This window comes from Rhodococcus phenolicus, assembly GCF_001646785.1.
Classification (GTDB): Bacteria; Actinomycetota; Actinomycetes; order Mycobacteriales; family Mycobacteriaceae; genus Rhodococcus; species Rhodococcus phenolicus.
The window spans coordinates 97,003-110,278 of record NZ_LRRH01000008.1 but is presented as its reverse complement, the minus strand read 5'-3'; the positions used below and the strand labels follow the sequence as shown (position 1 = coordinate 110,278).

13 protein-coding genes are annotated in these 13,276 nt (G+C 68.7%); 8 read left to right on the top strand and 5 right to left on the bottom strand.

What is annotated here, in order from left to right:
- The first annotated feature begins 147 nt into the window (after positions 1-147).
- The 8 genes from A8G15_RS03650 to A8G15_RS03620 all read left to right on the top strand — a co-directional run bounded on the left by A8G15_RS03650 (position 148) and on the right by A8G15_RS03620 (position 7,485).
- Entirely contained in the window at positions 148-1,092 is a 945-nt protein-coding gene (locus tag A8G15_RS03650) for a PDR/VanB family oxidoreductase (RefSeq protein ID WP_068155676.1), read from the top strand.
- 67 nt (positions 1,093-1,159) lie between these two features.
- Positions 1,160-2,395 (top strand): Rieske 2Fe-2S domain-containing protein, encoded by a 1,236-nt coding sequence (locus A8G15_RS03645; RefSeq protein WP_245687693.1) that lies wholly within the window; start codon positions 1,160-1,162, stop codon positions 2,393-2,395.
- Between the two features lie 10 nt (positions 2,396-2,405).
- On the top strand, positions 2,406-3,212 hold the full coding sequence (locus A8G15_RS03640; RefSeq protein ID WP_068155413.1) for an alpha/beta fold hydrolase: 807 nt from the start codon (positions 2,406-2,408) through the stop codon (positions 3,210-3,212).
- 5 nt (positions 3,213-3,217) lie between these two features.
- Entirely contained in the window at positions 3,218-3,355 is a 138-nt protein-coding gene (locus A8G15_RS30405; RefSeq protein WP_156665239.1) for a hypothetical protein, read from the top strand.
- Positions 3,352-4,668: a zinc-binding metallopeptidase family protein gene (locus A8G15_RS03635; protein ID WP_068155411.1), complete on the top strand. Its 1,317-nt coding sequence runs from the start codon at positions 3,352-3,354 to the stop codon at positions 4,666-4,668. Before A8G15_RS30405 ends, A8G15_RS03635 begins: the two co-directional genes overlap by 4 nt.
- A complete protein-coding gene (locus A8G15_RS03630) occupies positions 4,665-5,648 on the top strand; it encodes a DODA-type extradiol aromatic ring-opening family dioxygenase (RefSeq protein WP_068155409.1) in 984 nt (327 codons plus the stop codon). The genes A8G15_RS03635 and A8G15_RS03630 overlap by 4 nt, the downstream gene beginning before the upstream one ends.
- On the top strand, positions 5,645-6,484 hold the full coding sequence (locus A8G15_RS03625) for an alpha/beta fold hydrolase (protein ID WP_068155407.1): 840 nt from the start codon (positions 5,645-5,647) through the stop codon (positions 6,482-6,484). The genes A8G15_RS03630 and A8G15_RS03625 overlap by 4 nt, the downstream gene beginning before the upstream one ends.
- Complete coding sequence (locus A8G15_RS03620; RefSeq protein WP_068155406.1) at positions 6,481-7,485, top strand: LLM class flavin-dependent oxidoreductase; 1,005 nt, start codon at positions 6,481-6,483, stop codon at positions 7,483-7,485. The genes A8G15_RS03625 and A8G15_RS03620 overlap by 4 nt, the downstream gene beginning before the upstream one ends.
- On the opposite strand, the gene A8G15_RS03615 is transcribed toward A8G15_RS03620, so the two are convergent.
- The 5 genes from A8G15_RS03615 to ipdA form a co-directional block, all read right to left on the bottom strand.
- Positions 7,482-9,506: a CocE/NonD family hydrolase gene (locus tag A8G15_RS03615; RefSeq protein ID WP_068155404.1), complete on the bottom strand. Its 2,025-nt coding sequence runs from the start codon at positions 9,504-9,506 to the stop codon at positions 7,482-7,484. The two genes, A8G15_RS03620 and A8G15_RS03615, sit on opposite strands and share 4 nt — an antisense overlap.
- Before the next feature lie 92 nt (positions 9,507-9,598).
- On the bottom strand, positions 9,599-10,372 hold the full coding sequence (locus tag A8G15_RS03610; RefSeq protein ID WP_068155402.1) for an SDR family NAD(P)-dependent oxidoreductase: 774 nt from the start codon (positions 10,370-10,372) through the stop codon (positions 9,599-9,601).
- Positions 10,373-10,538: 166 nt separating this feature from the next.
- Positions 10,539-11,603 carry an NAD(P)H-dependent flavin oxidoreductase gene (locus A8G15_RS03605; RefSeq protein ID WP_068155400.1) on the bottom strand — a complete coding sequence of 355 codons (1,065 nt, stop codon included), beginning with the start codon at positions 11,601-11,603 and terminating at the stop codon, positions 10,539-10,541.
- The gene (gene ipdB / locus A8G15_RS03600; protein ID WP_068155398.1) at positions 11,600-12,373 is read right to left on the bottom strand and encodes a cholesterol ring-cleaving hydrolase subunit IpdB; all 774 of its coding nucleotides are present in this window, start codon (positions 12,371-12,373) and stop codon (positions 11,600-11,602) included. The genes A8G15_RS03605 and ipdB overlap by 4 nt, the downstream gene beginning before the upstream one ends.
- Positions 12,370-13,272 carry a cholesterol ring-cleaving hydrolase subunit IpdA gene (ipdA, locus tag A8G15_RS03595; RefSeq protein ID WP_156665238.1) on the bottom strand — a complete coding sequence of 301 codons (903 nt, stop codon included), beginning with the start codon at positions 13,270-13,272 and terminating at the stop codon, positions 12,370-12,372. Before ipdA ends, ipdB begins: the two co-directional genes overlap by 4 nt.
- Between the last annotated feature and the right edge of the window lie 4 nt (positions 13,273-13,276).

Here is a 13,276-nt window from a genome sequence, read left to right as displayed (position 1 = left end):
CCTCGTCTGATCGCGGATACAGCGTATCGGACATCGTTCCGGCGAACCGAGGGCCCCGCATCACACCAGTTCGCCGCACGGAAGTCAACGGTTGCGGGACGAGTGGGTTCTAAGTACCGTACAACGTACGAACCTTTGGAGGTGAACATGATCGACGGCGATACCGGCGTCCTGGAACTCGAGGTCGTCGCCCTCAGGCGGGAATCGGATTGTGTGCTCGGTGTGGAGCTCGCCGATCCGGAGAATCGTGCGCTGCCGGCATGGGAGCCGGGCGCGCACATCGACCTCGGGTTGCCGGATCACGTACGGCAGTACTCGCTGGTCGGCTCTCCGGAGGACCGCTACCGCTACCGGATCGCAGTGCTCCTCGAGCCGGCGTCCTCGGGTGGCTCCCGCTACGTGCACACGGTGCTGCGGCCCGGCGACCTCGTCGAAATCGGGGGTCCCCGCAACAACTTCCCGCTCGTCGAGGCGAGCGACTACCTGATGATCGCGGGCGGCGTGGGAATCACGCCGCTGCTCCCGATGATCCGGAGACTGCACGCCGAAGGCCGGAACTGGCGGCTGATCTACGGCGGCCGCTCCCGCAGGTCCATGGCCTATCTCGCGGAACTGGACGGCTACGGCGACCGCGTCGAGGTGCGGCCGTTCGACGAGTCCGGACACCCGGATCTGGATGCGGCGCTCGGCGAGCCGGCCGACGGCAGTGCCGTCTACTGCTGTGGTCCCGAGGGATTGATTGCGGCAGTGGAGGATCGGTGCTCCGCATGGCCGGCGGGCACGCTGCACGTCGAGCGGTTCTCGGCTAGTCCGCGCGACGACGAGGACGATCTGCAGGCGTTCGACCTGGTGCTCGCCCGCTCCGGTCTGCGTCTGACCGTGCCCGCCGACTGCTCGGCTCTCGATGTCCTGGACGCGGCCGGCATCGCACTGCCGAACGCGTGCCGGGACGGCGTCTGCGGAAGCTGCGAGACGCGGGTTCTCGACGGCAGGCCGCTTCACCGCGATGCGCTCCTCGACACGGAACGCACCGACATCGTCTATCCCTGTGTCTCGCGCGCGTCGAGCGCCGAACTCGTGGTCGACCTGTGAACAACTGCGCATACGGCACTTTCACGACCGGATCACCCGGGTGCCGGAACGAAATATTGGAGGAATTGTGAGCGCACCCACCTCGGAGACTCCTGACGTCGCGCCCCGCCGGCCCGCACGATCACGTAACGCGAAGGCCGGCAACACGACTCCCGTGGAGCCCGGGCCGCCCGTGCAGGAAGGCGCCGACTGGACGTCGTGGCCGACCTACAACGCGGCGGCGCACGGCTTCCGCAACTACTGGTACCCCACGATCTGGGCCCATCAGGTCGGCGACGATCCCGTGCCGATCACCCTGGCAGGTGAGCGCATCGTGCTCGTCCGGGACGGCGACGTCGTGCGCGGACTCCACGACCGGTGCCCGCACCGCGGCGTGCCCCTGTCCCACGGGCGACGCGAGTTCCCCGGCACGATCAGCTGCGCGTACCACGGCTGGACCTTCGGCACCGACGACGGCAAGCTGAAGGCCGTCATCACCGACGGGCCGGACAGCCCCATCTGCGGCAAACTCTCGGTCGCGACGTATCCCGTCGAGGAACGGCTCGGTCTGCTGTGGGTCTACATCGGCGAGGTGACACCGGAGAACCCGGCGCCCCCCGTCGAACGCGACATTCCCGCCGAACTCACCGACAACACGCTCGTCCTCGGTGGCCGGACGGAGGTCCGCGAGGGCAACTGGCGGTTCGCCGCCGAGAACGGATTCGACGAGGGACACGCGAAATACCTTCACAACACGGCGTTGTGGCGTCTGTTCAAGGTCATGCCGACCTGGAACGAGACCCGCATCGTCGAGAAGGACGGGTGGCTCGTCCGGGTGCAGGACAAGATCCACTGGGAGGCGGAGTTCCCCGGCGTGGGCACGTTCACCAACAAGCGGTGGTGGAAGCGCATCCCGTTGCCGGACCACCCGGGCAAGAACGGCGACGCGAACCCGGTGATCGCCGGGATGAACATCCCCGGTTTCGTGTCGGTCCGCATGCCCGGCCTGCTGCGTGTTGCGTACCCGAAGTTCATCCACTACGAGTGGTACGTCCCGGTCGACGCCGACCACGTGCGCTACGTCCAGCTCATGGTTCGATTCGAGACGGGCCTGACCGCACTGGCTTTCAAGGCGAAGTATCTCGCCGCGTTCCGCTGGTTGTTCCACGGCCAGTTCACCCGCCAGGACGCGTGGATGGTGAACGTCACCGATGCCCCGCCGGAACGGCTCTACCGTCCCGACCTGTCGATCACGGCCTGGCGTCGCCACGTCGAACAGGTCGGCCCGGTCGTCCAACCGACCGAACGCCGCATCGGCCACTGAGCGTCCCGTCGTGACCACAGACGAAGTGGCCTACGGCTGGGCCGGATCCGCCGGGGGACCGGTCACCGTCGTCCTGCACGGGGGTGGCCCCGGGTGCCATTCCACCTCCGACTTCGGGGCAGTGATGAGAGCTCGTCCCGACCGCCGATGGCTCTGGGTGGATCTTCCGGGCTTCGGACGCTCACCCCGTCGCGCCCCGACCGCACACCCCCTGGCCGACGCCGCCGGAGCCCTCGCCGGGCTGCTCGACCGACTCGGGCTCGACCGGGTCGACATCCTGGCCCAATCGCTGGGTGGCTCGGTGGCACTGCAGCTGGGGGCCGATCGTCCCGCGTCCGTGCGCCGCATCGTGGCGATCGGAAGCCAGCCCACCCCGGACCCCGGTGGCCGGGCGGGTCTCCCGCGCGACCCTGATCTCGGCGCCCGGGCACGGGCCGGCTACTACGGGGGAACCGGGCCGAGCCTGGCCAAGATGCGCGCTCTGGTGACGGAATTGGAGTGGTACGACCACGATCTCGTGCCTTCCGGTCTGGTGTCGGACCGGCACGGTGCCGGCAGCACGGACACCGCACTGGCCACCGCTGACGGCAGCCGGCCCGAGGACCTCGGGGTCCACCTCGGTGCCGTCGCCGCCCCGACTCTCGTGATGTGGGGGCGCCACGACCCGTTCGCCGGGCCGGAGTACGCGGCCGCACTCGCCGACGCGTTGCCGCGCGGCGACCTGGCCGTCGTCGCCCGCACGGCCCACCATCCCCAGTCCGAGCGTCCCGGCATCGTCGCCGCGCTCGCCCTTGCCTTCTTCACCGACAGGAGTTGATTTCCGTGTCTCGCGTCCTCACCGTGACCGTCCTGGCCGTTCTCACCACCGGTGCCGCGCTCGTCGCAGCGCAGCGCACCCGACCGCTCGCAAGACTGGGGCGCGGCACGACCGTGCGCACCGTCCACCGGGGTGCCCGATGAGCGCGACGTCGGAGCAGCAGCGAACCTGGTTCGAGTCCGCGTCCGCCCTCATCGACGCCGAACGGCTCACGGAACTGGTCGTGGGCATGGTCGACATTCCGAGCCCCACCGGGGAGGAGGCCGAACTCGCCCGATGGTCGACGGCGACCCTCGAAGCAAGCGGACTCGAAGCCCACTACCAGGCGATCGACGACCGCCAGGCGAACGCGGTCGGCCGGCTCCGCGGCGACGGGAGCGGCGAAGACCTCCTGCTCTACGCGCCGATCGACACGCTCACCGTCGGTGATCCCGACGAGGACACGCCGTGGGTCGGGCCGCAACTGCGCGCGGACATGCGCGCGCGCGCCGAGGTGCGCGGGCACCACGTGCTCGGCTTGGGCGCGAGCAATCCCAAGGGTCATGCCGCGGCCGTCGTCGCGGCCGCCGAAGTCGTCGCAAAGGCCGGGATTCCGTTGCGCGGAGACCTGATCGTCGGTCTGGGTGCCGGTGGAATGCCGACCAACGGCCGCACCACCCGCGGCCTCACCCGCCGCAACACGGGACAGGGCGCCGGGTGCTCCTTCCTGCTCGAACAGGGATGGTGGGCCGACCATGCCCTGATCGCGAAACCGGGATGGGCCGTCGCGTGGGAGGAAGTCGGCCTGTGCTGGTTCGAGGTCCGTGTGCGCGGCACCTACACCTATGTGGGCAGCAGGCATCGGATGCCCTACCGCAACGCCATCGCGGACGCCGCGACGGTGATCGCCGCGCTGGAAGGCTGGTTCCCGGAGTACGCGGCACGGCACACCGACGGTCTCGTCGCTCCGCAGGGCATCGTGGCCTCGGTGGAGGGTGGCTGGCCGCGCATGGCCGCGGTCGCACCTGCGTTGTGCCGCTTCATGATCGACCTCCGCACCAGCCCCCGCTCGACACCCGCCGAGGTCCGCCGCGAGTTCGCGGCGGCGGTCGACGCGATCGTCGCGGAGCATCCCGGGATCGACCTCGACTGGGACATGGTGCTGTCGATCCCCGGCACAGCCACCGGCCGCGACGCTCCGGTGGTGGCGGCTGCCGTGGCCGCCTGGGAGGAGATCGCCGGCCGGCCACACGAACCGATCGTCGCGAACAGCGGCGCCACCGACGCCAACATCCTGCGCGCACGCGGTCTTCCGACCGCGCGCATCGGGATGGACCGAATCGGAGCGGATGCTCCGATGGCACTGGACTTCCCGTCCGGAATGAACGTGGTCGACATCCGGGAGGCAGTCCGCCTGACCCGGGCCATCGTGCACACCGCGATCACGCTGTGCACCCGAGAACGGAGCATCCCGTGAGCGATTTCGTTCTGGGGGTGGGTGCCTCGCACAGCACCCTGATGAACACCCACTGGGAGGAGGTGGCGAATCAGCCGGCGGCCAACGTGTTCCGCGAAGGGCTCCACGAGGCGCGCGCCGCACTCGCCGAAGCGGCCCCCGACGCCGTCGTCGTGATCGGGTCCAACCACTTCCGGGGTATGTTCCTGGATCTGATGCCCGCGTTCACGATCGGTGTCGCGGAGGTGCTCGGTGCCGGCGAGGCGGAAACGCCGAACGGTCCGCTCCCGGTCGATACGGCACTGGCACGCCGGATCGTCGACGGACTCGTCTCCGACGGATTCGATCCGGCCTTCTCCTTGCGCCTGACCGTCGACCACGGGATCACGCACTCGCTGCAACACCTGATCCCGGAACTGGACGTTCCGATCGTGCCGATCGTGATCAACATGTTCGCGCCCCCGCTACCGTCGCTGAGACGGTGCCACGCGCTGGGGTCCGCGATCGGAAGAGCCGTTGCGGCGGACGGCGAATCGAAGCGCATCGCGGTGGTCGCGTCCGGGGGTCTGTCGCACCGTCTTCCGTGGCCCAAATGGTTCGAGACATTGTCCGACGACGATCGTTTCCTGGTGGAGGCGTGGCTGAACGGGCGCACGTCCTGGAGCGAATACGAAGTACGCCGCCGGCAGATCATCCGTGCCGCGGAGCCGAACATCAACGAAGAGTTCGACGCCCGTTTTCTCGGCCTTCTCGAATCCGGTGACCTCACACCACTGCTCGACATGAGCGACGAGCAGCTCGAACGAGAGGGTGGCAACGGCGCCCACGAATTGCGTGCCTGGATCGCGATGACCGCGGCGCTCGCCTCGTCCAGCCCGGCCAAGGCCCGCACCCTCGGATACGGCGCGGTGCCGAACTGGCTCACCGGAATGGGCGTGTGCCTGCTCACCCCCGAACACATCAGCTTGCCCACTGCGACCGAAGAGGAGCTACCCGCATGACCATCTGGACCGACCTGACCGGAACCGCATTCGAGATGTCCTACGCACCGGTGAACGGTGCCCGTACCCGCGTACTGCGCGCCGGCGCCGGCGAAGCGGTGGTGATGCTGCACGGCACCAGCGGCCACCTCGAAGCGTTCGTCCGCAACATCCCGACGTTCTCGGAGCACTTCGAGGTTCACGCCCTCGACATGCTCGGACACGGCTACACCGAGAATCCCGGTGGTGACCTCCGGATCCCGCGCTACGTGCGGCACGTGCTCGACTACCTCGACAGCCGCGGTATCGAACGTGCGCATTTCATCGGCGAGTCCCTCGGTGGCTGGGTCGCCGGCCGGCTCGCCGCGGACCATCCGGATCGGGTGTCCAGGATCGTGCTCGTCGCACCCGGTGGGACCGTGGCCAACCCGGAGGTGATGGACCGGATCCGCAGCAGCACGAAGGCTGCGGTGTCGAGCGACGACCGCGCCCTGACCCGGCAGCGGCTCGAACTGCTCATGCACGATGCCGCGAACGTCTCGGACGAACTCGTCGACGTCCGGCACGCGATCTACCACCGCCCCGAGTTCGTGGCCGGGATCGATCACCTGCTGTGCCTGCAGAACATGGAGAACCGGGTCGTGGATCTGCTGAGCCCCGAACAGATGGCACGCATCGTCGCGCCGGCCCTGATCGTGTGGGGCGCCCAGAACCCCTTCGGTGACGTGCCGGAGGCCAACCGCATGCAGGAGTCCATCCCGGGCTCGGCCCTCGAGATCTTCCCCGAGTGCGGTCACTGGCCGCAGCACGAGCATGCGGACCGCTTCAACGAACTCGCCCTGAAGTTCCTGCTGTGAGAGTCGGGCTACGCATCCCGCCGTGCGCGCCTGCCGGCCGGATCGCCGAACTCACCCGGGACGCCGAACGCGCCGGATTCGACGAGGTCTGGTTCCCCGACTCGCAACTGCTGTGGCGGGATGTGTTCGCGGTGGCCGCGGCCGCGGCCACCGCGACGGAGACGGTCACGCTCGGCACCGCGGTCACGAACGTCGAGACCCGGCATCCGAGTGTGGTCGCCTCCTCGGCACGCACGGTCGCCGAACTCGCACCGGGACGTTTCGTCCTCGGCGTCGGGGTCGGTGACAGCGCCGTCGCCCCGGCCGGTCTGCGGCAATCGACCCGCGCTCGATTGCGGGCCGGGGTCATGGTCGTGCGGGACCTGCTCGCCGGCCGGGCGGTGGACTTCGACGGAACCGTCTCGCGGTTGCGCGATCCGGCGGCGGTGCCGATCCACATCGCTGCGACCGGACCCCGCAACCTCGCGCTCGCGGGCGAGATCGCCGACGGCGCGATCCTGCTGTCCGGCGTGTCACCGGCCCCGCTCGCGGCGGCCGTCGCCAGGGTGCGGGACGGCGCGCGGACCGTCGGACGGTCCGGGGTGCGCACGACGGTGTCGGCGTTCTGCCGGGTGACCGACGACGTGCCGCGGGCCGCGCGTGAGCTCAAGCCCATCTGTGCGCGGATCGCACAGAACGGCGGTGCGTCTTTCCTTGCGCTGGCCGGCGTGCAGGTCGAGGTGCCGGACCGGGTGCCCGGTGTGTACCCCGACCTGGTGCACGCCGAGGATTGGGACGCCGCGGTTCGCGCGTGTGATCCGTACGTGAGCGACGAGGCCGTGACCGCCTTCGCCCGCGAGTTCTGCCTCTACGGCACCGGTGAGGAGATCGCCGCGCGGCTCACCGCGGTCCGCGAGGCAGGCGCGGACGCGGTGTTCCTCCAGCACGTCGGCTCCTACGATCTGCCGTACGAGTTGCTCGAGGACGTCGCGGCCCGGGTGTTGCCAAGCGTGCGGTCCTAACCCACGATCTGGACGGACGCGAAGCTCGGCGCGGACGGGTCGAGCCGGATGTGCTGCGGCTTCAGCCCGCTGTCGTGCAGCATCGGGCCCAGCGGCAGCGACCGCGGCACACTCGACGCGTACACGTTGATCCGGAGCCGGTGACCCGGCAGCAGGATTGCGTCGGTGAGCACCGTGGAGATGTCGAGCTGGGTGGGCACCCCGGGCCGGACGAGCTGCCGCGTGTCGAGCGTCAGATGGGGGACGGCATTCGCGTAGTCGCCGGACGGGGTGAAGGTGCTCCGGGAGTCGTCGATCGCGCGCAGCGACGCGACGAGCGAACCGGAGGTCAGTACGGTCGAACGGCCGTCGGGTGCCACGTCGTTCACGGTCACCGTCCAGAAGCCGTCGGGGGCGTCGAGCACGGTGTTCAGGTGCACGTTGACGCCACCGGAGATCTCGGTCGGTTCGGTGACCGGGGCGCCGGTGAAGGTCAGGCCCTCCGCTTCGTTGAACCGGGCGTCCTCGGTGCAGTTCGAACCGAGCAGCACCGCGATTCCGGCTGTGCCGACAGCCGATTCGCGAGAGCAGAACCCGCGCAGCCCCGGCGCGACCGTCAGATCCTGGTTGCCGGTGGGTGCGTCGGATGTGAGCGTCCCGTCGTATGCGGCGTGACCGGCGGTTCCGCTCGGTGTGCCCGATAGGTAGAACTTCTCGAATTCTGTTCCGGCGCGGGTGAACCGGCCGGTAGTGGTCCATCCGCCGCCCTGTTGGTACAGCGTCACGGGACCGTAGTTCTCGATGCCGTTGTCGATGCCCCTGAGCCAGTGGTCGAACCAGGCGCGCTGGAGGGTGCCGAGCTTCGGCGGGTAGCCGGGCTTGCCGAAGTCGGTGCCCGCGACGACGTGATAGCCGTCGCCCATCATGAGCTGTTTCTCTCCGGGCGCCACGGGGATGCGGTTGTAGATGTCGGGCTCGCTGTTGGCGAAGATGTCGTGCCACCCGCCGAAGACGAAGCTGGGCACCTCGATCGCCTCGAGGTTCGCGCTGCGTTCCCGATAGAACGGCCCGTCCTGCGCGACCTCGAGAGCGCCGGGGGAGACCCCTTCGACCGTGGGGGCGGTGACCGCCTCGGTGAGTTCGGGGAGCTTGGTCGCGGGGTCGGCGAGGCGGTCGCGCAGCCATTGCGCGTCGAAGTTGCCCTGCAGCAGCGCCTGCACGTCGGGAATCCACTTGAGGCCGTTGACGAGGGTGAGCCAGAGCGGCATGAATCCGATGCCGAGTGCGCCACCGGTGCCGACGATGTCGCGCAGCAGATCGTTGCCGGGTTCCACCGCGAACACCGCGTCGAGCGCATCCGGCTGCAGGCCTGCACCTTGCAGCTGGTTGATCGCCGAGTAGGAGACCCCGCTCGTTCCGACGTGACCGTTCGACCACGGCTGCTTCGATGCCCAGTCGATGACCTCGACGGTGTCCTGCTGCTCCCGCGGGCCGAGGACCTGCCATTCGCCCTGTGAGAAGCCGGTGCCGCGGACGTCGACGATGACCTGCGTGTACCCGTTCTGCACGAGGTCGCGGTTGAGTCCGAATGTCTGCACGAATCCGCCGCCGGTCGTCTTCGCGAGTTCGGTGACCCCGTCGAACGGGGCGGCGAAGTTCAGTACGTCGCCGAGCCCTTCGACCAGCGGCGCGATCGTGGGATCGTCACCCACGAGCGTTCCCAGTGTGGAGATCAGTTTCGTGTAGGGCGTGAGGTTGAGGACGACCGGCGTCGGGTCGGTGATCGGTGTTCCGCTCGCATCCGCCGGACGGAAGACGTTGGCGCGCAGAACGGTGCCGTCGCTCATCGTGATGGGTACGTCCCATTCGACGGCGGTGTTCGGGTATGCGTCGGAGGCGTCGACCGCCGCCTGCCAGGCAACGGCGTCGGCGCCTCCCGACGGATCGGCCCCCGCGGCCGGTGCGGCAGTGACCGCAGCGGTGGTCGCGACGGCTGTGACGGCCAACGACGCGATCGCGCCGCGCAGGAATCGCCTCTTCACCCGGAACCCCCTGTGGACGGTGAAAACCCCGGAGCAACCTATCCCGATCGGTGGAGAGGGTCAATGATCTGCGCACGGATGTCTGCTGTTGCTCAGCGGAACCCCCCGTCGGACCGGACAATCGTGCCGGTCGTGAAGCTCGAGGCGTCGCTCGCGAGAAACAGTGCAGCGCCGACGATCTCGTGAGGTTCGCCGATCCGCTGCAGGTGTACGGCCTCGCCCGACTGCCGGATCTGTTCGGGTGTCCAGGCATTGGAGATGTCGGTGCGGTACGGGCCGGGCATGAGGGTGTTGACGCGCACCTCGGGGGCGAGCAGATCCGCGAAACCTTCGGTCATGGCGTTGAGGCCGCTCTTGGCGGAGGCGTAGTGGATGAATGCGCCGGAGGGGTGCAGGGACCCGCTGCTGCTCACATTGATGATCGAGCCGCTGCCCTGCTCCTTCATGCGGGGTCCGACGAGTTGCGTCAACCGGAACGGGCCTTTGAGGTTGAGGCCCAGCACGCTGTCCCACAGCGACTCGGTGACGTCGGCGATGTTCCGGTAGACCGGGGACATGCCGGCGTTGTTGACGAGGATGTCGATGCGCCCGAACGTCGCGTAGGTGGCGTCGACGAGTCCTTCGATCTCGTCCCAGTGGCCCATGTGGCAGGCGTAGGCAAGTGCGCGCCGGCCGGTGGTCTCCTGGATTTCGGCGGCGACCTTCTCGCAGTTCTCGGTCTTGCGGCTCGCGACCACGACGTCGGCGCCGGCGCGTGCGAACGCGAGCGCGATCTCCTTGCCCATGCCGCGGCTGCCGCCGGTGATGAGCGCGACCTTGCCGTCGAGGCCGAATCGGTCGAACGGTGCCGGTATCGCGTCGGTCATGGAACCGCCTCTCGTCTGAAATATTGTTCTCGTAATCAAGAATGACATTCTGACGTTATCCGACGAGGGCGGCTCTGTGAAGTACCGCGGACGCGACGCGCCCGGGAAAAGACGAAGCGCCGCCCCCGCGCCCGGAGGGCGGAGGCGGCGCTTCGGTGCGGCGTGACTAGCGCAGCGCGGACAGGGCGTCGATGCGTTCGACGGCCTCGGTCACGATCCGGTCGATCAGCTCCTGGCAGCTGGGCAGGTCGTCGATCATGCCGACCACCTGACCCGACGCCAGCACACCGGCCTCGGTGTTGCCCTCGACCAGTCCGGCCTTGAGCAGCATCGGGGTGTTGGCGGCCATGATGATCTGCTGCCACGTCCGGTCGCCGGCCTTCTTCATGGCCAGACCGTCCTTGATCAGCGTCGACCACTTCATGCCGGTCATCGCCTTGAACTTCATGGCGTTCTTCGTCGCGGCGACGAGTCCGGTTGCGTAGCTGGACTTCTCGAGCGCGTTGACCAGGTCGGTGTTGAGCACCCGATGCGGCATGCCGTCGACCTTCACCGACACCGTGGTGTCCTGCAGGCCACGTGAGAGGTACTGCTGCTTCACCGAATCCGGCACCGCCGAGTCGCTGGTGAGCAGGAACCGGGTGCCCATCGCGACACCCGCCGCACCGTACGACAGCGCCGCGGCCAGGCCGCGGCCGTCGAAGAAACCACCGCCGGCGATCACCGGGATGTCGACGGCGTCGAGCACCGACGGCAGCAGCAGCGTCGTCGCGACACCGCCCGTGTGGCCACCGCCTTCGCCGCCCTGCACGACCACCGCGTCGGCACCCCACGAGGCGACCTTCACGGCGTGCTTGGCCGCCCCGATCGACGGGACGACGATGATGCCGTTGTCCTTGAGCTTGGCGATCAGGTCCTTCTTCGGCGCGAGCGCGAAGGACGCGACCTTGACACCCTCGCGGATGAGCAGATCGCACCGCTGCCCCGCGTCGGATGCGTCGGCGCGCATGTTCACGCCGAACGGCTTGTCCGTCAACGACTTCGTCTTCGCGACCGCGACCTCGAGCTCCTCGTAGGTCATCGTCGCCGACGCCAGGATGCCCAGCCCGCCGGCGTTACAGGTGGCCGCGGTCAGGCGCGGACCGGACACCCAGCCCATGCCGGTCTGAACGATCGGGTGCTCGATGCCGACCAGTTCGGTCAGCGCCGTGCTCAAACGGGGGGTGCTCACGCCGAGACCTCGCGGTCGCGCAGGTTCTTCGGATCCAGCACCTCGCGGATGATGCGCAGTTCCTCGGCGCTGGGCTCGCGGGTGAGGCCGGCCTCGGCCAGACCGGCGACCTCGAAGGAGGTGTTCTCGGCGACCTCGTCGGCGGTGACGCCCGGGTGCAGGCTCAGCGCGCGGAACGTGTGTCCGGGGCCGCCGAAGTCGAAGACACCGAGGTTGGTGACCACGCGGTAGACGTTCAGGTGCCGGTACGCCGGGTTCTCCGGATCGACCTTGTCCCAGCCGACACCGGCGACGACGTCGACCTTGTCGCAGAACACGCGCTTGTTGTGCTTGCCGACCCAGTAGCTGGTGGGGTGGTTGATGGTGTTGCCCGGCGCCCCGCGCACCCCGAACATCTGGCGGGTCGGCTGCTGCAGCGGGCCGAATGCCGAGAGGTTCTGGTTGCCGTGGCGGTCGATCTGGTTGGCGCCCATGACGACGTGGCGGCGCCCGGAGGCGACGACGTCGAACACCTTGCGGAACGGCATCCAGCCCTCGATCGCGCCCTTCGCGCCGACGGCGGGGGTGTCGGCGAAGATCAGCGCCTCACCGTCGGTGATGAGAAGGTCCGGTTCGGTGGTCAGGCGCGCCAGGCGCGCACCGATCAGCGCCATGGTCGACATCGGGCTGGCCATGATCTCGCCGGCGCCGGCGAAGATGTCGGCACATGCGATCGCGCAGTACTCGGCGCGAGTGACGGCGTCGGTTGAGGTGACAGTGGTGGAGGTCATGCCTTCTGCTCCCCGGTCTTTTCGGAATCCGCGTGGAACTTCTCGACGGCGGCCTGGTAGTCGTCCTCGGATCCGGACAGGAACCGGTCGACGAACACCTGCCACGACTCGGGCGTCTTGGCGGCCTCGGCGTAGTGGCGCTGGAACTTCTCGTCGCGGCCGTAGGACTCGCCGGCGAGGGTGAAGTGGGCGCCGTTCGGGGCCTCGACGACGCCGTCGACCATCATGCGGTTGAGGATCAGCTGCTGCAGCGGAACCTCCTTGACGAGCTGCTCGGTCTCGACGATCTTCTCGACGGAGACGAAACGCTTCTCCGCGGCCAGGCAGTACAGGTCGTCGAAGTACGGGTCGACGCCCTGGTAGCCGGCGTTGCCGTGGGCGTCACCGATGTTCAGGTGCACGAACGCCGCATCCAGGTTCAGCGCGGGCATCGCGATGAGCGTCTCGTGCTTGCCGGAGGCGTCGGCGTAGGGGGAGGTGACGGTCTGCAGTTCCTCGCCCCAGAAGTTCGGCACGTCCGAGCCGAGACCGGCGCGGATCGGCAGGAACGGCAGGCGGGCGGCGGCGGCTTCGAGACCGCACTTGACCATGCCCTCGTCCATCTCGCGGGCCACGATCGTGCCCTCGGTGCGGGCCTTGGAGAACCACGGGTCGTAGAACGGCGCCGAATCGAGCGAGACGAAGCCGTAGTAGGCCTTCTTGACCTTGCCGGCCGAGCACAGCAGACCCAGGTCCGGTCCGCCGTAGGTGACGACGGTCAGGTCCTTGACGTCCGAGCGCAGGATCGCGCGCACGAACGCCATGGGCTTACGCCGCGAACCCCAGCCGCCGAGGCCGATGGTCATGCCGCTGCGCAGCTGTCCGACGGCCTCGTCGAGAGTAATCCTCTTGTCACGCACTGTT